17 protein-coding genes and 1 tRNA gene are annotated in these 18,708 nt (G+C 75.4%); 7 read left to right on the forward strand and 11 right to left on the reverse strand.

Annotated elements, in window-relative coordinates; translation table 11 throughout:
- Positions 1–16 precede the first annotated feature (16 nt).
- Positions 17–736 (reverse strand): SAF domain-containing protein, encoded by a 720-nt coding sequence (locus tag AC2A1K_RS23645; RefSeq protein WP_483898783.1) that lies wholly within the window; start codon positions 734–736, stop codon positions 17–19.
- A gap of 202 nt (positions 737–938) precedes the next feature.
- Between AC2A1K_RS23645 and AC2A1K_RS23650 the strand changes: the two genes are divergently transcribed.
- The gene (locus AC2A1K_RS23650; protein WP_483898784.1) at positions 939–1,850 is read left to right on the forward strand and encodes a DMT family transporter; all 912 of its coding nucleotides are present in this window, start codon (positions 939–941) and stop codon (positions 1,848–1,850) included.
- 238 nt (positions 1,851–2,088) lie between these two features.
- Here the strand turns inward: AC2A1K_RS23650 and AC2A1K_RS23655 are convergent, their stop codons facing one another.
- From AC2A1K_RS23655 to AC2A1K_RS23665, 3 genes are all read right to left on the reverse strand, one after another.
- Positions 2,089–2,460, reverse strand: a complete 372-nt coding sequence (locus tag AC2A1K_RS23655; protein WP_483898785.1) for an FmdB family zinc ribbon protein — start codon at positions 2,458–2,460, stop codon at positions 2,089–2,091.
- Positions 2,461–2,621: 161 nt separating this feature from the next.
- On the reverse strand, positions 2,622–3,227 hold the full coding sequence (locus tag AC2A1K_RS23660) for a 5-formyltetrahydrofolate cyclo-ligase (RefSeq protein WP_483898786.1): 606 nt from the start codon (positions 3,225–3,227) through the stop codon (positions 2,622–2,624).
- A complete protein-coding gene (locus AC2A1K_RS23665) occupies positions 3,224–4,582 on the reverse strand; it encodes a UTP--glucose-1-phosphate uridylyltransferase (protein ID WP_483898787.1) in 1,359 nt (452 codons plus the stop codon). The genes AC2A1K_RS23660 and AC2A1K_RS23665 overlap by 4 nt, the downstream gene beginning before the upstream one ends.
- A gap of 124 nt (positions 4,583–4,706) precedes the next feature.
- Here AC2A1K_RS23665 and glp point away from each other — a divergent pair, with 124 nt between their 5' ends.
- The 4 genes from glp (at position 4,707) to AC2A1K_RS23685 (ending at position 8,171) form a co-directional block, all read left to right on the forward strand.
- Complete coding sequence (gene glp / locus AC2A1K_RS23670) at positions 4,707–5,960, forward strand: molybdotransferase-like divisome protein Glp (RefSeq protein WP_483898788.1); 1,254 nt, start codon at positions 4,707–4,709, stop codon at positions 5,958–5,960.
- A 13-nt stretch (positions 5,961–5,973) separates the two neighbouring features.
- The gene (locus AC2A1K_RS23675) at positions 5,974–6,645 is read left to right on the forward strand and encodes a GNAT family N-acetyltransferase (protein WP_483898789.1); all 672 of its coding nucleotides are present in this window, start codon (positions 5,974–5,976) and stop codon (positions 6,643–6,645) included.
- Between the two features lie 239 nt (positions 6,646–6,884).
- Positions 6,885–8,048, forward strand: coding sequence for a divisome protein SepX/GlpR (gene sepX, locus AC2A1K_RS23680; RefSeq protein ID WP_483898790.1), 1,164 nt, complete (start codon positions 6,885–6,887; stop codon positions 8,046–8,048).
- Positions 8,049–8,098: 50 nt separating this feature from the next.
- Positions 8,099–8,171, forward strand: a tRNA-Ala gene (locus AC2A1K_RS23685).
- Positions 8,172–8,194: 23 nt separating this feature from the next.
- On the opposite strand, the gene AC2A1K_RS23690 is transcribed toward AC2A1K_RS23685, so the two are convergent.
- Together AC2A1K_RS23690 and AC2A1K_RS23695 are read right to left on the reverse strand one after the other, a co-directional pair.
- Complete coding sequence (locus AC2A1K_RS23690) at positions 8,195–8,344, reverse strand: hypothetical protein (protein ID WP_483898791.1); 150 nt, start codon at positions 8,342–8,344, stop codon at positions 8,195–8,197.
- 145 nt (positions 8,345–8,489) lie between these two features.
- The gene (locus AC2A1K_RS23695) at positions 8,490–10,055 is read right to left on the reverse strand and encodes a dolichyl-phosphate-mannose--protein mannosyltransferase (RefSeq protein WP_483898792.1); all 1,566 of its coding nucleotides are present in this window, start codon (positions 10,053–10,055) and stop codon (positions 8,490–8,492) included.
- Between the two features lie 25 nt (positions 10,056–10,080).
- Here AC2A1K_RS23695 and rsmI point away from each other — a divergent pair, with 25 nt between their 5' ends.
- Positions 10,081–10,890, forward strand: a complete 810-nt coding sequence (rsmI, locus tag AC2A1K_RS23700; RefSeq protein WP_483898793.1) for a 16S rRNA (cytidine(1402)-2'-O)-methyltransferase — start codon at positions 10,081–10,083, stop codon at positions 10,888–10,890.
- Here the strand turns inward: rsmI and AC2A1K_RS23705 are convergent.
- From AC2A1K_RS23705 to AC2A1K_RS23725, 5 genes are all read right to left on the reverse strand, one after another.
- A complete protein-coding gene (locus AC2A1K_RS23705) occupies positions 10,879–11,814 on the reverse strand; it encodes an NADP-dependent oxidoreductase (protein WP_483898794.1) in 936 nt (311 codons plus the stop codon). The genes rsmI and AC2A1K_RS23705 overlap by 12 nt on opposite strands.
- Positions 11,815–11,916: 102 nt before the next feature.
- Positions 11,917–12,828 carry a DUF559 domain-containing protein gene (locus AC2A1K_RS23710; RefSeq protein WP_483898795.1) on the reverse strand — a complete coding sequence of 304 codons (912 nt, stop codon included), beginning with the start codon at positions 12,826–12,828 and terminating at the stop codon, positions 11,917–11,919.
- A gap of 116 nt (positions 12,829–12,944) precedes the next feature.
- On the reverse strand, positions 12,945–13,412 hold the full coding sequence (locus AC2A1K_RS23715) for a flavodoxin family protein (RefSeq protein WP_483898796.1): 468 nt from the start codon (positions 13,410–13,412) through the stop codon (positions 12,945–12,947).
- Complete coding sequence (locus AC2A1K_RS23720) at positions 13,409–14,242, reverse strand: purine-nucleoside phosphorylase (protein ID WP_483898797.1); 834 nt, start codon at positions 14,240–14,242, stop codon at positions 13,409–13,411. Before AC2A1K_RS23720 ends, AC2A1K_RS23715 begins: the two co-directional genes overlap by 4 nt.
- Complete coding sequence (locus AC2A1K_RS23725) at positions 14,239–17,139, reverse strand: protein kinase domain-containing protein (RefSeq protein WP_483898798.1); 2,901 nt, start codon at positions 17,137–17,139, stop codon at positions 14,239–14,241. The genes AC2A1K_RS23720 and AC2A1K_RS23725 overlap by 4 nt, the downstream gene beginning before the upstream one ends.
- Before the next feature lie 287 nt (positions 17,140–17,426).
- Here AC2A1K_RS23725 and AC2A1K_RS23730 point away from each other — a divergent pair, with 287 nt between their 5' ends.
- Positions 17,427–18,647 carry an amidohydrolase gene (locus tag AC2A1K_RS23730; RefSeq protein WP_483898799.1) on the forward strand — a complete coding sequence of 407 codons (1,221 nt, stop codon included), beginning with the start codon at positions 17,427–17,429 and terminating at the stop codon, positions 18,645–18,647.
- Positions 18,648–18,708 lie beyond the last annotated feature (61 nt).

Below are 18,708 nucleotides of genomic sequence, written 5' to 3' on the forward strand. Positions count from 1 at the left end.
CGTCTGCCCCTGACCGTCAGCGCAGCGTGACCGTCACCTCCTCCCGCAGCGACACCGTCGCGACCCGCGCCGCGAGGTCCGAGGGCAGCGCCACGACCACGACCGGCGCCGTCCCCGCGGTGCGCTGCGAGGCCGGGAGCACCGCGAGCACCACCGCACCCGGCGCCAGCACCGCCGGCTCGTCGGCCTCCGGCGGCGCACGGGACACCCCGATCGCCCCGGATCCCGCCCCGGATCCCGCCGCGCCCGCGTCGCCCGCCGCCACCAGGTCGACACGCGTGCCCGGCGTCAGCAGCGCGGCGACGCCCGGGTCGGCGAGCCGCACCGGCACGCCCGCCGCGTCGGGGACCCCCGCCGCCGCGACCGCGGCCACCGGCCCGAGGAGGCGCACGTCGGTGAGGGGCTCGCCGGCGCGCACCCCACCGACGACCTGACGCCCGGCGACCGCCGCCGGCTCGCCGAGTGCCCCCAGCGGCATGAGGTCGGGCGGCATCGTCCGCACGGCGACGTCCGCCGGCCCCAGCGCCACGCCGGGCGCGAGGTCGCGCGCGGCGACCAGCACGGGCGTCCCGGCCGGTGCCACGCCGGGTGCCGCGAGGAACGCGACCGCGAGCACCGACAGCAGCCCGGCCGCGGCCCGGCGCAGCGCCACCACCCGCCGCCAGCCGGGCGGGGGGAGACGCAGGCGCCGCCGTCGTCGCCGGTCTCCGGAGGTCGGTCCGTCCCGTTCTCGCACGTCGTCGACGCTAGGGCGGCGTCACGTCCGGGTCCCGGAAGTCCCTCGGACGGCCGTGGACGCAATCGGACGATGGGGACGGCGTTCAGCGCAGTGCGATCGTGGGCACCCGCGGCCCGGCCCGGCGGCATGGCCGGGACGGGCGGTAGTTTGCCGCCGGGCCGAAGAGTTGCGGACGATCGAGAAGAGGGCGGGCGCAGGCATGGCCGTGGTGCTCGTGCTGCTCGCCACCATGGCCAACGCGACGGCCCTGGTCCTGCAGCGCAAGGCCGCGCAGGACAGCGCCCGGGCCCGTGGCGTCAGCGCCGGGACCCTGCGCGACATGGTCCAGCGGCCCGCGTGGCTGATCGGGACCTCGATCTTCGCGGTGGCGGTTGCCCTGCAGGCCACCGCGCTGAGCCTCGGCTCCATCGCGCTCGTGCAGCCGGTGCTCGTCATGGAGCTGCCGTTCACGCTGCTGCTCGGCTGGTGGGTGCTCGGCGGGGCGCTGCGGCGGCGCGAGTGGATCGCCGTCGCGATCATGTCGGTCGGCCTCGTCGTCCTGCTGGTCACGCTGCAGCCCAGCGGCGGCGACGCCCTCGGCGCCGGCACGGTCACGTGGGTCCTCGGCACCGTCGTGACCATGGGCCTGCTCTGGCTCACCAGCTCGATCGCGAAGCGGTCCCGGACGGTCACCCGCGCCGCCTTCTACGGGATCGCCGCGGGCATCGGGTCGGGGTTCGTCGCCGTGATCGTCAAGGCGATGTCCGAGGCGCTCCAGCACGACGGCGTCGTCGGTGTCCTCACGACCTGGCAGAGCTACCTGTTGATCCCGGTCGCGCCGGCCGCGTTCCTGGTGCTCCAGCACTCGCTGCGGGCCGGGCGCCTGCTGGCCTCGCAACCGGGGCTGATCCTCGGGAACCCGCTGTTGTCGTCGACGTGGGGCATCGCGCTGCTCGGCGAGGAGATCAACGGCGGCTTCGCGCTGCTGGGCGGGCTCGCCGGCGCGGTGCTGATGGTGATCGGGGTCTTCCTGTTGTCCCGCTCCCCGCTGCTGGCGGCGCAGGAGGGTGGCCCGCGCGACGGCTCGAGCGCGGCGAAGCACAGTCCGGGCGGGCGTCGGCGGCCGCAGTGACCCCTGTCGCCGTCCCCCGAAACCTCGCCCTTGTCGCCCGAAAGGGTGATGTCTGGGCGATTCGGCAACGTTCCCGTCTCTCGAACCGTCTTCCCTGGTGTGAGGCCCTTGACGCCGACCGCTGGGGAGCGGGTGGGCGTCAGGTAGGTCCGGGACGCCGACTCGGGGTTGGCGTCCCGGCCACCCCTCGCTGCTTCTCCCGGCCGGGTCCCGCCACGGGGCCCGGCCGGAGTGCTTCTCAGGCCGACTTCGCCGACGAGCCCGAGGTGCCGGCGGAGCTCGACGAGCCCGACGACGCGGCCGTGGACGGCGTGGACGAGCTCGAGTCCGAGGTGCTCGTGGACTCGCTCTTCGACTCGCCGGAGCCCTTCGACTCGCTCGAGCCCGACGACTCGGAGGACGCGGACACCTTCTCCGAGGAGTCCCCGGAACCGGTGCGGGCGTCGTTGCGGTAGAAGCCGCTGCCCTTGAACACGATCCCCACCGACGAGAACACCTTGCGCAGCCGTCCGCCGCACACCGGGCACTCGGTCAGCGACGGGTCGGAGAACGCCTGCACCTGCTCGAAGCGGTGGTCGCAGGCGGTGCAGGCGTAGGGATAGGTCGGCACGCGCACTCCTGATCTCGTCCGCCCCCGCGCCGGGGGCGTTGATGTCCGCGCAGAGTGTAGATGGCACTCGCGCGTCGAGAGTGCCAACGCCGACAGCGTCACTGCTGTTCCGATCCGAGACACCCGGTGCGTGTCCGGACGGGGTCTTCCCCGAGGCTCCGTCAGCGTGGCCGCCGCGCCGACAACCACGTCACCCCGTGATGTGGGCGCCAGACGGCGTGGACGGGGATGTCGTGGGGTTCGGCGGGGAGGTCGTCGGTGACGAGGCCGTCGTCACCCACCAGGGCCAGGAGGCGGGTGCCCGGGCCGGCGAGGGGGAGCGAGCGGTCGTAGTGCCCGCCGCCGCGGCCGAGGCGCACACCGCGGCGGTCGACGGCGAGCGCCGGGACGACGACGAGCCCGGCGTCCGCGAGCACCTCCGGACCCAGGCGCGGTCCGGTCGGCTCGCGCAGCCCGTGCGGACCGGGACCCAGCGAGTCGGCCCCGGAGAAGACCGCCCAGTCCAGCGGAGCGGCACCGACCGTCACGGGCAGGAGCACCCGGCGCCCGAGCGCACGGGCGGCGTCGAGCACGGGCAGGCCGCCGTCCGGGGTCGCGCCGGGCTCCCCGCCGACGGCGACGAAGAGGCAGATCGGGTCGTCGACACCCTCGAGCAGCGCCGGCAGCTCCGCGGCCAGGGCAGCCGCCGACGCCCGCCGCGACCCGTCCGAGATGCCGCGCCGCGCCGCCAGCAGCTCCCGGCGCAGGTCCGCCTTGGTGGACGTCACCCCGAGAGCGTCTCGCCGTCCTCGACGTGCCGCGGCCCGGTCACCGTCACCTCGCCCGAGACGACCACGTCCGTCCCGAACGTCACGTCCCCGGACACGGTCAGCGAGGTGGCACGCACCAGCGACGGCGCACCCCCCGCGAAGCGGCGCTCGAAGTCGTCGAGCATCCCGAACTCCGCCTTGCCGAGCTTCACGTCCGGGGTGGCGCCGGTCGGCTCCATGCGCCCGTCGGCGGTGAGCTCGTAGAGGTCCGAGCGCGCGACGAGCAGGTCGTCGGTGGTCTTGACCGGCGCGAACCGGGTGCGCGGCACCTCGAGCGCCCGGGCGTTCTCGACCGACCCGATGGCCGCGCCCATCGCCGTCTCGAGCTGCAGCACCGGCGTCGAGGACGCGTCGGTGGGGTCGACGGTCTTCCTGTTGACGATCAGCGGCAGGTACGGCGCCGCCGGGTCGGCCTCCTGCAGCGCACGCAGGTGCTCGAGGTCGAACCACAGGTTGTTGGTGTTGAAGTAGCTGAACCGCTCGATGTCGGTGAACGAGTCGTCGCCCTCGGGGACCTGGGCGGTCTCGCGCAGCACGAGCGCGCCGTGACGGGACGCCAGGTGCCCGCCCTTGCGGTCCATCGGCGTGCGCCGGGCGACCTCGAGCGCGAACGGCACCTGCTCGGCGGCCATCCACGCCGCGATCCGCACGTCGGGGATCGCGCCGAGGTTGTCGGAGTTGGACACGAAGACCCGCCGCACCCCGGCCGCGAGCAGCTGCTCCAGCGCCCCGGACGCGGCCAGCGCCGTGTAGAGGTCGCCGTGGCCGGGCGGGCACCACTCGAGCCGTGGGTCCGCGGGCCACGACACCGGCCGCCAGTCCTCGGTGCGCAGCTTGGGCTCGGAGCCCTGCAGGAAGTCCAGCGGCAGCTCGTCGTCCTCGAGCCCGGAGTGCCGACGCAGTGCGGCGAGCGAGGGCTCCCGGGTGCCCTCGGAGTTCATGAGCAACAGCGGCAGCCGGGCGCCGTGGCGCTCGCGCAGCGCGAGGGTCTGGACGGCGACGGCGTCGAGGAAGCTCGTGCCCGGCTTGATCTCCAGCAGCGACTTCGGCCCGGCGAGCCCCATGCTCGTCCCGAGTCCGCCGTTGAGCTTGATCACCGCGAGCTCGTCGAGCGCTCGGCGGGCGTCCTCGGCGGACGGCTCGGGCAGCGTGCCCAGCGTCGGCAGCGCGTCCACCGGCGCGAGCTCCTCGCCGGGCAACACCGCGCTCTCCGGCTTGGCGAGCTGCTCGAGGCGGCGGCGGAAGGCCTCGACCTCGGCGGGGTGCGCGTCCCGCGCGGTGAGGGCGGCCAGGGCGTCGTCGACGTAGGTCATGCGGCTCTTCCGGGAGGTCGGCCAGAGAAACGGGGCAGTGGGCCCGACCCACGATATCGGGCGCGTCGGAACCGACCCCGGCCCGCCGGGCGTAGGACCATGGGCCCATGAGGAGGGAATCGCGGTGAGGACGGTCGAGGCCCAGCTGCGCCGCGTGCTCGACGCCGCGGTCCGCCCGGCCCCCATCCGGGTCGACATCTCCGCCGCCCAGGGGCTGCTCTGCGCCGAGGAGGTCGTGGCCGACCGGGCCCTGCCCGGCTTCGACCAGGCCGCCGTCGACGGGTTCGCGGTGCGCAGCGTCGACGTGCTGGCCGCGGCCGACGAGCCGGTCGAGCTGCCCGTCGTCGGCGAGGTCGCGGTCGGCTCGCGCCAGGCGCACCGTCTGCAGCCCGGCCAGGCCGTGCGCGTGGCCACCGGGGCGCCGCTGCCGACGCTGGCCGACGCCGTCGCCCCGCACGACCACACCGACGCCGCCGACGATCCCGCGAGCCGGGCCACCGGGCACCGCGCGCGCCTGACGGTCAAGACGCCCGTGCCGTCCGCGGCCTGGGTGCGCCGGGTCGGCGAGGACGTGGCGCCGGGGGACGTCGCCGTCCGGCGCGGCGCCTCGGTGGGCCCGGCGCAGGTCGGGCTGCTGGCCGCCGTGGGCCGCACCAAGGTCCTCGTGCACCCGCGCCCGCGCGTGTCGGTGCTGGCCGTCGGCGACGAGCTGGTCGACCTCGACCGCACGCCCGGCACCGGCCAGGTCGTCGACGTCAACTCCTACGCCCTGGCCGCCGCGGCCTCCGACGCCGGCGCCGAGGTCGTGCGCCTGGGTATCGCGTCCCCCGAGCCGGCGGCGCTGCGCGAGGCGGTCGCGTCGGCACTGGGCCGCTCGGAGATCGTCGTCATCGCCGGCGGCGTCGGCGGGCGGCTGGGGGAGGACGTGCAGGACACCCTCGCCCAGCTCGGGCCCGTCGACATCTCCCGGGTCGCGATGCACCCCGGGTCCGTGCAGGGCTTCGGACGCCTCGGCGCGGAGGAGATCCCGACGTTCCTGCTGCCCGCGAACCCCGTCTCGGCGCTCGTCGCCTTCGAGGTGCTGGTCCGCCCGCTCATCCGCCTGACGTTGGGCAAGCAGGACCTGCACCGCCGCGAGGTCACGGCCGCGCTGCTCTCGCCGGTCAGCTCGCCGCCCGGGCGGCGCGGCTACGTCCGCGGACGCCTGCTGCGCGACCGGGCCACCGGCGAGTACCTGGCCCAGCCGCTGGGCAGTTCGGGTTCGCACCTGCTCTCGTCGCTGGCCGAGGCGAACGCGCTGATCGTCGTCGACGAGGAGACGACCGAGATCGGCATGGACGCCCCCGTCCGCGTGTCGTTCCTCGCGCCTCGTAGCTGAATGGGCAGCTGACGTGGGCCGAGCCCCGTGGGGCGGCGCCCGACCGACCGGTCGCCACCCCGGCTGGCCGGCCCGCACCCGCGCGCTGCGGGTCCCGGCGGGCGTCGTGGAGCTGCGGCCGGTCCGCCTGCGCGACGGCGTCGCGTGGTCGCGGACACGTCTGCGCGACGAGGAGCACCTCGCGCCCTGGGAGCCGACGCTGCCGGGGCCGTGGTCCGAGCGCAACGCGCTCGTCGAGTGGCCGACGCGCTGGAGCGCGCTGCGGTCGATGGGCCGGTCGGGCCAGGCGCTGCCGTTCACGCTGCTCGTGGACGGGGAGTTCGCCGGCCAGGTCGTGATCGGCAACGTCGTCCGCGAGCCCCTGCTGTCGGCCTACGTCGGGTACTGGGTCGGCGCGCACGTCGCGGGCGGCGGCGCGGCGACCGCGGCCGTCGCGCTCGCCGTGGACCACTGCTTCGCGCGCGTCGGCCTGCACCGCATCGAGGCGACGGTGCGGCCCGAGAACGTGCGCAGCCTGCGTGTGCTCGCCAAGCTCGGGTTCCGCGAGGAGGGCCTGCTGCGCCGCTACCTGGAGGTCGACGGCGACTGGCGCGACCACCTCGTACTGGCCGTCACCGAGGAGGACGTGCTGCCCGACGGCCTGGTCGCGCGGCTCGTCAGGGCCGGTCATGCCGAGCGCGCCTGATGCCTGCACCCACGGCATATAACCCACACGGCCCAGAGGTCGAACCTGGCGCGCCATCCGGTCGAGTGGTAAGAGAGCCGAATCCTCCAGCGTGAGCTTCCCCTACTGGAGGGATCTCGTCACCGCTCGCACACGACACGCCGTCTCGGCTGCGTGGCGCGCGGGACTCGTGTGACTAGCGTGGCGCCTGCGACGAGTCGGATCCGGCCGTCGCGGTCGTTCGGGGTGGGAGGTCTGCGGTGCCGAGCTCGGTCGTCTTCGCGGCCCTGGTCCTGGCGTGGCTGGTGGTGCTCGTCCCCGTGGTCGCCCGCCGCCGCCAGATGGTCCCGCGCCCCGCCGAGGCCGATCTGAGCGCCCGGGTGCTGCCGAGGACGGCCGGCGCACCCCTGATCGAGGAGGTCACCGTGGCGACAGCGCAGACGGACGGACGCGCCCGCGGCGAGCGTGCGGCCCCGACGAACGGGGCCGGCGGCACGGCCCTCGCCGAGCGCGCCGACGAGAGCCAGGAGGCGCTCGACGCCGAGCTCGACCTCGACGCCGACCGGGACGACCTCGACGACTACGGCGACGACTACGGCGACGCCGACGAGGACGCCGACGAGGACGCCGACGAGGACGCCGACGAGGACGACCGTGCCATCGCCGACGAGCCGACCCGTGACGTCGGGCGCGAGCGCGTCCTGCGGCGTCCGGCACACGAGGATCGCGAGGACCTCGAGGACGAAGAGGACCGCTGGGACGACCGCTGGGAGGACCGCTGGGACGACCGCTGGGACGACGAGGATCTCGACGATCCGGAGGTCGAGCCGGCCCGCGAGCTGCGGCCCTACCGGCCGGGTCGGGGTGGGTTCGACCCCGACGCGGCGGAGGCCGCCGCGCACGCGCGCTACGCGTTCCGCCAGCGCATCGCCCTCGGCCTGATCGCGGTCGCGATCCTCTCCGCGCTCGCGGCGCTCGTCGTCTCGAGCGCGATGTGGTGGCTGCACGCCGCCGCGGACGTCCTGCTGATCGGCTACCTGGTCTTCCTGCGCCGGCAGACGCGCATCGAGGAGGAGGTGCGCGCCCGCCGCGCCGCGCGGCTGTCCGGGGAGCGGCGGGCACTCGAGGCCCGCCGCGAGCGCCAGGCGGAGCACGAGGCGCGCATGGCGTCCTACCGCGACCCCGAATGGATCGACGGCGAGTACGACACCCACGTCGACGAGGACGTCCTCGACGAGGACGAGGACGACCACGACCGGGACGACCACGACCGGGACGAGGCGCCGCGCTGGGCGGCCCCACGCACGCCCCCGCCGCCGGTGCCCGACGACATGGAGCTGGTCGACGACACCGACGACGACCCCGCGTTCCACGACCTCGACGGCGAGCGGACCTACGGTTACCGCCGGGCGGCGGGGGCCTGACCCGCTGTCCGGCACTGATCCGCGGCGTTGCTAGAGTTGGCGTCGCACCAGGGGCTGTGGCGCAGTTGGTAGCGCGACTCGTTCGCATCGAGTAGGTCAGGGGTTCGATTCCCCTCAGCTCCACCCTTTCTCTCCCCGACCGGCTCTCACCAGTCCGCCCGCCGGGCGATCTCCTCGAGTTCCGCCGGGTCGGCCACGGCGTCGCCCGGGTCCTCGGGCCAGGTCTCGATCTGCGTCTCGGCCCAGTCGGCCCAGTCGGCCCAGCGGGCGACGGTCGCGTACGGGACCCGGCGCACGGCGGCCCTCCGCGAGACCCTCGCGGCCCACGAGGGCCCGGACGGCGTGACGCTCGGCTCCGCGGCGTGGCTGGTCACGGCGCGCCGCACTTCGCGGGCTACGTCGTGTGGTGCGGGTGGCTGATCGCCGTCTCGATCGTGCTCGTCAGCGCCAGGACGGCAGCCAGAGTTCCGCGTTCCAGCGGTCGGCGGTGATCCACGTGCCCACGAGGATCGGCCACAGCCACGCGAAGTTGGCGACGACGAGACCGGTGTAGACGCCGACGACGAGCGTGCCCGTGCGCCGGCGTTCGAGGCCCTGTTCTCGCCGTCCCAGGAACTCCCCGAGCGCGAGAACCACCGCCAGCACCAGGAACGGCACCACCGGCGTCATGTAGAAGAAGTACATCTGCCGGTCGAGGTTGGTGAACCACGGCAGGAAGCCGGCACCGTAGCCGACGAGCACCGCGACGTGGCGCCAGTCGAACGCCGTCACGACGCGCCAGATCGACCAGCCGAGCACCGGCAGCGACACCCACCACAAGGCCGGCGTCCCGATGAGCATCACCGCGGACACGCACGACGGTCCGCCGCAGCCGAGCTCGGCGGTGCCGGACTCGTAGTAGTAGAGCATCGGGCGCAGGCCCATCGGCCACGTCCAGGGCTTCGACTCCCAGGGGTGCGGCGACCCGCGGGGGGTGTCGAGCGTGGCGTGGAACTCGAGCACCTTGGTGCTGTAGTACACGAGGCCGCGCAGCCAGTCGGGCAGGAAGCCGAACGGCCCGCCGAGCGGCAGCTGCTGGCCGACGGCGTGGCGGTCGGTGCCGGTCTCGCTCGCGATCCACGGCAGCCAGCTCGCGACGTAGCACAGGACCGGGACGGCGAGGAACGCCCAGATCGCGGGCGCGACGTCGCGGACGAGGGTCCCGACGAACGGGCGGGCGACGCCGGCCGCGCGCCGGGCCGCCGCGTCGAAGCCGACCAGCAGCAGGCCGAAGAAGACGATGTAGTACAGCCCCGACCACTTCGCGGCGAGCGACAGCCCCAGGCACACGCCGGCCGCGAGACGCCACCAGCGCACGCCGAGCCGAGGCCCGTACACGGTCTCGGCGACACGGCCTTCGGCGACGACGACCGCCAGGCGCGCCCGGACGTCGTCGCGGTCGACGAGCAGCGCCGCGAACGCGAGCAGCACGAACACGGCCGGGAAGATGTCGATCATTCCGACGCGGGCGGAGACGTGGCTGACGCCGTCGGCGATGAGCAGCACGCCCGCGAGGGCGCCGAGCAGCGTCGACCGCGTCATCCGCCGCGCGACACGGATGATCACGAGAATGCAGATCGTGCCGGCGAGCGCCGAGGCCGCCCGCCAGCCCACCGGGTCGTAACCGAAGATCCACTGGCCGACCGCCATGAGCTGCTTGGACAGCGGCGGGTGGACGACGAGCTCGTACCCGGGGTTGTCCTCGTACCCGCCGTTGCGCAGGACCTGCCAGGCCTGGGGCACGTAGTGCTTCTCGTCGAAGATCGGCGTGCCCTGGTCGGTGGGCCAGCCGAGGTCCCAGAAGCGGACGATCCCGCCGATCACCGTGAGGACGAGCGCCACGACCCAGCCGCGGACCCGGTCGGTGGGCATCGGGCGCCCGAGCAGCTGGGCGACGGCCGGGGCGTCCTGCGGCGCCGGCCGCGCGAGCCCGCCGGGGGACGCGGGGCGCGCGATGGTGGCCGTCACGGGCACCGATCGTATGGTCTCGGGCGTGCCAGAGGTGCCAACTGGGGGTCTTGACGGGGTGCTCCTGCTGGGTGGTGTCCCGCTCGGCAACCCGGCGGACGCCTCGACGCGGCTGCGCGACGCCCTGGCCACCGCCGACGTCGTCGCCACGGAGGACACTCGTCGGCTCCGGCGCCTGGCGGCCGACCTCGGCGTCGAGGTGGGCGGGCGCGTCGTGGTGTTCCGCGAGGACAACGAGGTCAGGCGCACCCCGGGTCTCGTCGAGGACGTGCGCGGCGGCGCCACCGTGCTGCTCGTCACCGACGGCGGGATGCCGAGCGTGTCCGACCCCGGCTACCGGGTCGTCGCGGCGTGTCTGGCGGAGGACCTGGCGGTGCGCTGCCTACCGGGGCCCTCGGCGGTGCTCATGGCGCTGGCGGTCTCCGGGCTGCCGACCGACCGCTTCTGTTTCGAGGGGTTCGCGCCGCGCAAGGACGGCGAGCGGCGGGCGTGGTTCGCGGAGCTGGCCCGCGAGACGAGGACGACGGTCTTCTTCGAGTCGCCGCGGCGGCTGAGGTCCCTGCTGGAGGCCGCGGTCGCCCAGCTCGGCGGCGAGCGCCGCGGTGCGGTCTGCCGCGAGCTGACCAAGACGCACGAGGAGGTCGTGCGGGGCTCGTTGAGCGACCTGCTCGCCTGGGCCTCCGCGCGGGAGCCCCTGGGCGAGATCACGGTCGTGCTGGGTCCGGCGCTCGTCGCCGACGGGCGCCGTCTCAAGGAGGCGGCGCGCGAGGTCGGCGAGGCGCACGGGGTCTCGACCAACGACCTCTACGCCGCGGCCGTGAAGCTACGGAAGTAGCACCAGCTTCCCGGACACGCGGCCGTGCTGGTTGTCGTCCTGCGCCGTGCCCGCGTCGGCGAGGGGATAGGTGACGACGGTCGTCGTGCGGAAGCGGCCGTCGGCGAGGCGGTCGGTGGCGTCGGCGAGCCAGCGGCGCTCGTCGGAGGGGTCGCCACCGGAGCTGAAGGTGACGCCGAGCTCCTGGGCGCCGCCGTAGTCGGCGATGGTGATGACCTTGTCCGGGGAGCCGGTGAGCTCGACGAGGTCGCGCAGCGCGCCCTTGCCGGCCGTCTCGAGGGCCGCGTCGACGCCCTGCGGGGCGAGGGCGCGGACGCGGTCGACGAGCCCGTCGCCGTAGACCACGGGCGTGGCGCCGAGTGCGCGGACGTCGTCCTGGTGCTTCTCGCCCGCGGTGCCGATCACGGTGGCGCCGCGCGCGACGGCGAGCTGGACGGCGTAGACGCCGACGGCCCCGGACGCCCCGTCGACCACCAGCGTCGTCCCGGTGTGGTCACCCTCGCCGAGGCCGAGGAGGTCGAGCACCCGGTAGGTGGTGGTGGCGCCCACCGGCACCGACGCCGCCTGCTCGAACGACAGCGCCGCGGGCTTGCGGACCAGGCGCACGGTGTCGGCCACGATCTTCTCGGCGTAGGCGCCGTTCGCGCCCGTGCCGAGTACCTCGTCGCCGACCGCGAAGTCGGTCACGCCCGCGCCGACCGCGTCGACGACGCCGGCGACGTCGTATCCCGGCACCGTCGGCTCCGGCGGCGCGTCGGTGCCCGCCATGGCGCCGGTGCGCAGCTTCCAGTCCAGGGGGTTCACCGCCGCGGCGCGGACGGCGAGGCGCACCTGGCCCTCGCCCGGGACCGGGTCCTCACGCTCGACGACCTCGAGGACCTCGGGCCCTCCGAAGCGGCGGTACTGCACGGCTCGCGATGTCATGCCCCGCGCAACGCTCTCCGGTGCCCGGACATGCCCGCCGGTCGGGCAAGATCTCGGTTCGTGGAGCGAACGCTCCGCTCAGCGGAACTCCCGCTCCTCGAATCAGGATCTTGCGCGGAGGGTCTCGAGGAGCCGGGTCAGGAAGACCGCCGCGTGCCCGCGCAGCTCGTACCAGTGGGTCCGCAGGACGACCCAGCCGGCGGCCGCGAGCGCCGACTGGCGGGGGCCGTCGCGCCGGAAGGCGCGCAGATCGCGGTGGTACGCCCAGCCGTCCACCTCGACGATCACCTTCTCCTGCTCGAACACCACGTCCCCGACGGCGCGCCCGTAGCCCGGCAGGACGATCTCGGTGTTGGCCGACCAGCCGACGACGCCCGCCGCGCGCATCTCCGCGTGCAGCGTCCGCTCCGCCCACGAGGCGGCGCCGCCGGCCGCGAGGGCGATGAGCTCGCCGCCGATCGTGGTCCCGCGGCGTCCTGCGGTACGGGTGTGCGTCTCGCGGAGCTTCTCGACGGTCACCATCTCCTTCTGCAGCGCCCGGTCGGCCACCTCCGCCCCGGCGTCGAGTCCGAGGACCGCGGCGGCGTCGAGCACCGTGAGGGCACGGGCCGTCACGGCGACCCCGGACACCCGGACCCGGTCGACGGGAGCGATCGCGCGCCGGACGATGTCGACGTCCCCGCGGGGACGCGGGCGCCGGTTCGGGGGCACGGCCGCCCGAGTGCGGTCGGGCGCGATGTCGAGCAGGCCCCACCACCACGCGGCCGAGTCCCCGACGATCGTCGCGTCCGGCCCCAGCGACAGCAGGGTCGCGACGGCACACGAACGCGGCGTCTTCGCGTGCTCGGCGACCTGGTAGGTCCGCGGCCCGGCCGGGAACCATGCCTTCTGGGCGACCTTGCGGGCCACGGCCTGCCGCGTGTAGCCGGCCGCCACCGCCTGCTCGAGGCTGAGCACCCCGTGCTGGCGGCGGATGAGCCGGCGGAATTCGATGCGCTGTGTGTCGGTGGTCATGCCGGGTTCGACGCAGCGGCCGGCGCCACGGATCCACGCCCCGGATCACCAAGATCTCAGTTTCTGGCGCGAACGCTCCGCTGAGCGGAACATTCGCTCCGAGGACTCGGATCTTGCTAGTCGGCGGCCGCCTCCACGGCCCGCAGCGCCACCGTGGCGCCCAGCTCCCACGCCGCCTCGCGCTCGGCGGAGGTGAGCTCGCCGGTCGACGTGACGACCTCCGCCGCCTGCTCCCACCCCAGCGCGCCCGCGATCGTGAGGACGTCCCGAACCGCGCCCGCGGTGTCGGATCCGCCGTGCACGTAGAGCCCGAAGGGACGCCCGGTCGTCTGGTCGAGGCACGGGTAGTACACCTGGTCGAAGAAATGCTTGAGCGCCCCGGACATCGTGCCGATGTTCGCCGGCGTCCCGAGCACGATGCCGTCGCAGGCCAGGGCGTCGGCGGCGCCCGCGGTGAGCGCCGGGCGGCTGATCACCTCGACGTCGGCCTCGATCTCGTCGGTGCCCGCGCCCTCGAGCACCGTGCCGAGCAGCTCGTGCAGCGTCGGCGACGGGGTGTGGTGCACCACCAGCAGGCGGGTCACGGCGCCGGCGTCTCCTCCAGCGCGGCCGCGACGAGCCGGTGCAGCAGCTCGCCGGTGCGCGCCGCGGCGGCGTGGACGGAGTCGATGACCGCGCGGTGGTCGATCGCGTCGTCGGTGGTGCCCGCGGCGGGGTTGCTGACGAGCGCGACGCCCGCGACTCGTGCGCCCGCCGCCCGCGCGGCGATCGTCTCGAGCACCGTCGACATGCCCACGAGGTCGGCGCCGAGCGTGCGCAGCATCCGGATCTCGGCAGGCGTCTCGAAGTGCGGGCCGCGCAGCCCGGCGTAGACGCCCTCGGGCAGGTCGGGGTCGATCCGGCGGGCGAGCGCGCGCAGGCCCGGGTCGTAGGCGTCGGTGAGGTCGACGAACACGGGCCCGACCAGCGGAGACGTCGCGGTCAAGTTGACGTGGTCGGCGACCAGCACCGCCTGCCCGACCGCGTACGACGGGTCGATGCCCCCGGCGGCGTTGGTCAGCACGACCGTGTGGGCCCCCGCGGCGCAGGCGGTACGCACGGGGTGCACGACCTGCGCGGGCCCGTGCCCCTCGTAGAGGTGCGTGCGCCCGAGCATCACGAGGACTCGGTGCCCGGCGACGTCCACCGAGCGCGCCACGCCGGCGTGGTCGGGGGCGCCGGGCGGGGCGAAGCCGGGCAGGTCGGTGAACGGGATCTCGGCGACGGGCTCCCCGAACGCGTCCGCCGCGGGCCGCCAGCCCGAGCCCAGGACGACGGCGACGTCGTGGGTCAGCGCGCCCGTGCGCTTCGCCAGCTCGGCGGCCGCCTCCTCGGGCGACGGCGGGAGCGGTTCCGGCGGGTCGGTGACCGTCACCGCGGGGCCGCCTCGGGCGGCGGGACGGCGAAGCTGTCGGCGACCGCGCGGAACTGCTCGGGCGCGCCCACCGGATCGGCGCTCGGCGCGGTCAGCCGGACCACCCAGAGATCGTTGCCCGACGGCACCAGCCGCGCCCATGTCGTGCGGTCGTCCGGTCCCGACGTCGTGCGGTAGACGACCTGCTGCGGCGGCTCGGCGCCCGGAGCGGCGGCGCCGACGTTCTCCACCGGCCCGACCGTGCTGCCGTCGACGCCCAGGCTGGCCGGCCGGGCGAGGAGCGCGACGTAGTCGGCGGCCCTCTGCGACGGGTAGAAGCCGGTGACGCGGTCGACCCGCAGCTCGCGGTGGGCGTCCGGCGACACGAAGCGCACGGTGATGTCCCCGCCGGCCTGCTCGAGCCGGAACTGCTGCCAGCCCGCCGGAACGAGCGCGCTGAAGCCCAGCCCGGTACCGCTGTAGCGCTCGTCGGTGTCGGCGTGCGCGATGAGGACCGTGCCCGCCACCTCCGGTCCCGACGGTGTCAGCACCGTCGTCGTGGCGCCCTGGCCGGCCAGCGAGCGCGTCAGGGCGTAGGCGCCGACCGCCCCGATCGCCGCCATGAGCACCAGCAGCACCACCACCGCGGCCACCGCCCACGGCGAGCGCCGAGGCGTCGGTGGCTTCGGGGTCGGGGTGAAGGGCAGGGGACCGGGGTCCGGCGCCAGCTGCCCCGGGCCCGGGGTGTTCATCCCCGACGTCTGCGGCCGCGGCGGCGCGGGACGCCACCCGGGGGCGGGGGCGCCGCTCGGCGGGGTCCAGCGCGCGGCCGGCGCGGGCCCGGTCCGCGGCGGCAGCGGCGGACGCCGCACGGTGCGCGTGACGTCCTCGGACGTCGACACCCGCGGCCCGACCATCGTCGTCTCGGCGTCCGACGGCAGCGGGGGGACACGCCGGGCGGAGGCCGGCGTCCTCGGAGCCGTCGGCCCGTTGCCGTTGCCGTTGGCGTTCGATCCGGTGTCGGGCGTCCCGTCGGCGTCCGGTTCCTCATCCGCCGGCTCGGCAGCCTTCCCGTCGGTAGCCTTCTCGTCGGCAGGCCTCTCGTCGGCAGCCTTCTCGTCGTCGGCGGCGGTCGACTCGGACGACGCAGCCGCGGGCTCCTCGACGGCCTCCTCGCTCGCGGGCTCCTCGGCGACGGGCTCCTCGTCGCCGGCCGTCTCCTCGGCCGTCTCCTCGGGCGCCACCTCGGCTGCGACCTCGGACGGCCCGGTCGCCGGCTTCTCGCCGTCCGCGGGCTCCCCGGTTGCGGACTCCCCGGTTGCGGACTCCCCGGTTGCCGACTCCCCGGTTGCGGACTCCGCGTCCTCGGGCTCCCCGGTTGCGGGCTCCGCGTCCTCGGGCTCCGCGTCCTCGGGCTCCGCGGGCGGGGCCTCGGCGACCTGCTCCTCGCCGCCGGCCCCCTCGGCGGGCTCGGGCTCGTCGTCCTTCTCGTCACCCGACTCGTCCGGGGCCTCGGCGGCCGGGGCCTCCTCGGCGTCCTCGGTGGCCTCCGGGTCCTGGGAGCCCTTCGAGTCCTGGGCGGCAGGCGTCTCGTCCGCCTCGTCGTCGGACGTGGCGGTGCCGACCGCGGCCGCCAGGGCCCCCGCCGCGGCGCCGCCGGCGACCGCGGGCGCGTCGTCCTGCTTCTCCGGCGCCTCGACCTCGGAGGACTCGGCGCTCTCGGCCTCCTCGGCGGGCGGGGTCTCGAGGGCCTCCTCCTCGGCCGGGCCCTCCTTCTCGGGCGACGTCTCGGGCGCCTCGGCCGCCGCCGGCACATCCGGACCGGTGCGCGGCGCGGGCGACGGGCGCGGCCGGGCCGACGGGTCCGCGGGGGAGGCGGGAGCAGCCGGAGCAGCGGGCGCGGCCGGGTTGCCGTCGGCGAGCGTGCCCGTCGGGCCGCGTGAGGACGAGGGCGAGGACGAGGACGAGGACGAGGGCGAGGACGACGCCGGGATCAGCCCGGCCTGGTCGCTCGCCGGGCCGGGGCGCGGGACGCGGAACGCCGCGGTGGGCGGTGCGGACGACACCGCGAGCACCGGGCCCTCGGGGTCGGACAGCAGCGGGCGCAGCCGGCGGCGCACGGCGGCCAGCGGCATGCGCATCGCCGGCTCCTTGACCATGAGCCCGCGGATGACGTCCACGACCGGCCCGCGGCCCGCCGGCACCGGCACCTCGCCGTGCACGACCTCGGTGACCGTGCCGACCGGGTCGCCCGCGTCGTACGGCGGGCGTCCCTCGAGGCAGGCGAAGAGGGTGGCGCCGAGCCCCCACAGGTCGGCGGCCGGCCCGACGGCGCGCCCCATCGCCACCTCGGGCGCGATGTAGGGCGGCGACCCGAGGACCGTGCCGGTCTGGGTCATCGACTGCTCGGCGGCGTTGCGGGCGATGCCGAAGTCGGTGAGCTTGATCTGCCCGTTCTCGCCGATGAGGACGTTGCCGGGCTTGACGTCACGGTGGGTGATGCCGGCGCGGTGCGCCGTCGTCAGCGCCGACGCGACCGCCGACCCGATCTCCGCGGCCTCGGGCTGGGTCAGCCGGCCACGCTCGCCGATGTAGCTCGCGAGGCTGCGCGAGGGGAGCAGCTCCATGACGACGTAGGGCTCGGAGGCGACCTCGACGACGTCGTAGAGGGTGACGACGTTGGGGTGGCTGAGCATCGCGGTCGCACGCGCCTCACGCAGCGTGCGCTCGCGGACGATGGCGCGCTCGTTCACCGGAACCGACGACAGCCGCACCTCCTTCACCGCGACCGGGCGGTGCAGGACCTCGTCGTACGCCGACCACACCGTCCCCATGGCGCCGCGACCGAGCTCGTGCTCGAGGCGGTAGCGACCGACGATCCGGCGCGGGCCGGGTGCGTCGGGGGGTGCGGGGCTCACCCGACCATCATGGCAACGTCGACCGGTGGGCGGGGCGCCCCCGGGGTACCCGGTGTCAGATCCGCTGCGCCGGACGGCCTGCGAGCGCCGAGCAACGGCCTGGCACGCCGGTGACCTGCGCGGACCGCCCGCTCGTCGGTCCGGTCGGTGACGCAGGTCGCCGCCGACAGCGCGATCGCGACCCCTCGGCGCCGAGGCGTCTCGATCGCTCACAACCGCCGTCCGGCGCAGGCATGCTGGTCCGGACAGTCGGACCTGCCACGGGCCCGACACGGGAGGTGTGTTCGATGACTCTGGCGGAGCCCCGCCCTGCGTCGGCCCCCGTGGTCGACCTCGGCGCAGGCAACGGCCCGGAGTGGATCGACCGGTGGCTCGCCACGCACGCCGACGACGTCGTCGGCTGGCGTCGGTTGCTGCACGCCCGGCCCGAGCTGGCCCGCCGTGAGTTCGAGACCACCCGGCTGTGCGCCGAGGTCCTCACCGCCGCGGGCCTGCAGCCCCGGCTGCTGCCCGGCACCGGCCTGATCTGCGACATCGGGCAGGGGCCCCGCACGGTCGCGCTGCGCGCCGACCTCGACGCCCTGCCGCTCACCGAGCACACCGACGCCTCGTACGCCTCGCGCGTCCCCGGCGTCGCCCACATGTGCGGTCATGATGCGCACACGGCGATGCTGCTCGGGGCCGGCCTCGCGCTGGCGTCCGCGCCGTCGCTGCCCGGACGGGTGCGGCTGGTCTTCCAGCCCGCCGAGGAGGTGCAGCCCGGCGGCGCCCTCGACGTCATCGCCGACGACGGGCTCGACGGCGTCGACCGCATCTTCGCGCTGCACTGCGACCCGCGCCTCGAGGTCGGCAAGGTCGGCACGCGCACCGGGGCGATCACCTCGGCGTGCGACATGATCGAGCTGCGCCTCACCTCGCCCGGCGGGCACACCTCGCGCCCGCACCTCACCGCCGACCTCGTGCACGCGCTCGGCACCGTCATCACCGGGCTGCCCGACCTCCTCTCCCGCCGCGTCGACCCGCGCTCGGGCACCGTGCTGGTCTGGGGCGCGGTGCAGGCCGGTCACGCCGCGAACGCCGTGCCGCAGCAGGGGATGCTCGCCGGCACCCTGCGCACCGCCGAGCACGCGACGTGGAACGAGCTCGAGCCGCTGGTCCGCTCGCTGGTCACCGCGCTGCTGGCCCCCACCGGCGTCGGCTACGTGCTCGAGCACCGCCGCGGCGTCCCCCCGGTGGTCAACGACGCCGTCGCGGCCGACCTGCTGGCCCGCGCCGCGGAGCGCGCGAACGGCCCGGCGGCGGCCGTGGGCACCGAGCAGTCCAGCGGCGGCGAGGACTTCGGCTGGTACCTCGAGCACGTGCCCGGCGCGATGGGCCGACTCGGCGTCTGGTCGGGCGTCGGCGAGATGTCCGACATCCACCAGCCCACGTTCGACCTCGACGAGCGTGCCCTGCCCGTCGGCGTGCGGACCCTGGTCCACGCGGCACTCGCCTCGCTCGGCGGCTAGTCGGCGTCACTCGGCGGTGGGGCTTCGCGCCGCCGGTCGCGTGACCGCGTGACGCAGGAGC

The organism is Actinomycetospora sp. 2LY8.5 (assembly GCF_057180585.1).

Excerpts from the sequence above, each read along its gene's own strand:
- AC2A1K_RS23705 (WP_483898794.1), bottom strand. The coding sequence starts at position 11,814 with ATGACATCGCGAGCCGTGCAGTACCGCCGCTTCGGAGGGCCCGAGGTC.
- AC2A1K_RS23665 (WP_483898787.1), bottom strand. The coding sequence starts at position 4,582 with ATGACCTACGTCGACGACGCCCTGGCCGCCCTCACCGCGCGGGACGCG.
- AC2A1K_RS23650 (WP_483898784.1), top strand. The coding sequence starts at position 939 with ATGGCCGTGGTGCTCGTGCTGCTCGCCACCATGGCCAACGCGACGGCC.
- AC2A1K_RS23730 (WP_483898799.1), top strand. The coding sequence starts at position 17,427 with ATGACTCTGGCGGAGCCCCGCCCTGCGTCGGCCCCCGTGGTCGACCTC.
- AC2A1K_RS23710 (WP_483898795.1), bottom strand. The coding sequence starts at position 12,828 with ATGACCACCGACACACAGCGCATCGAATTCCGCCGGCTCATCCGCCGC.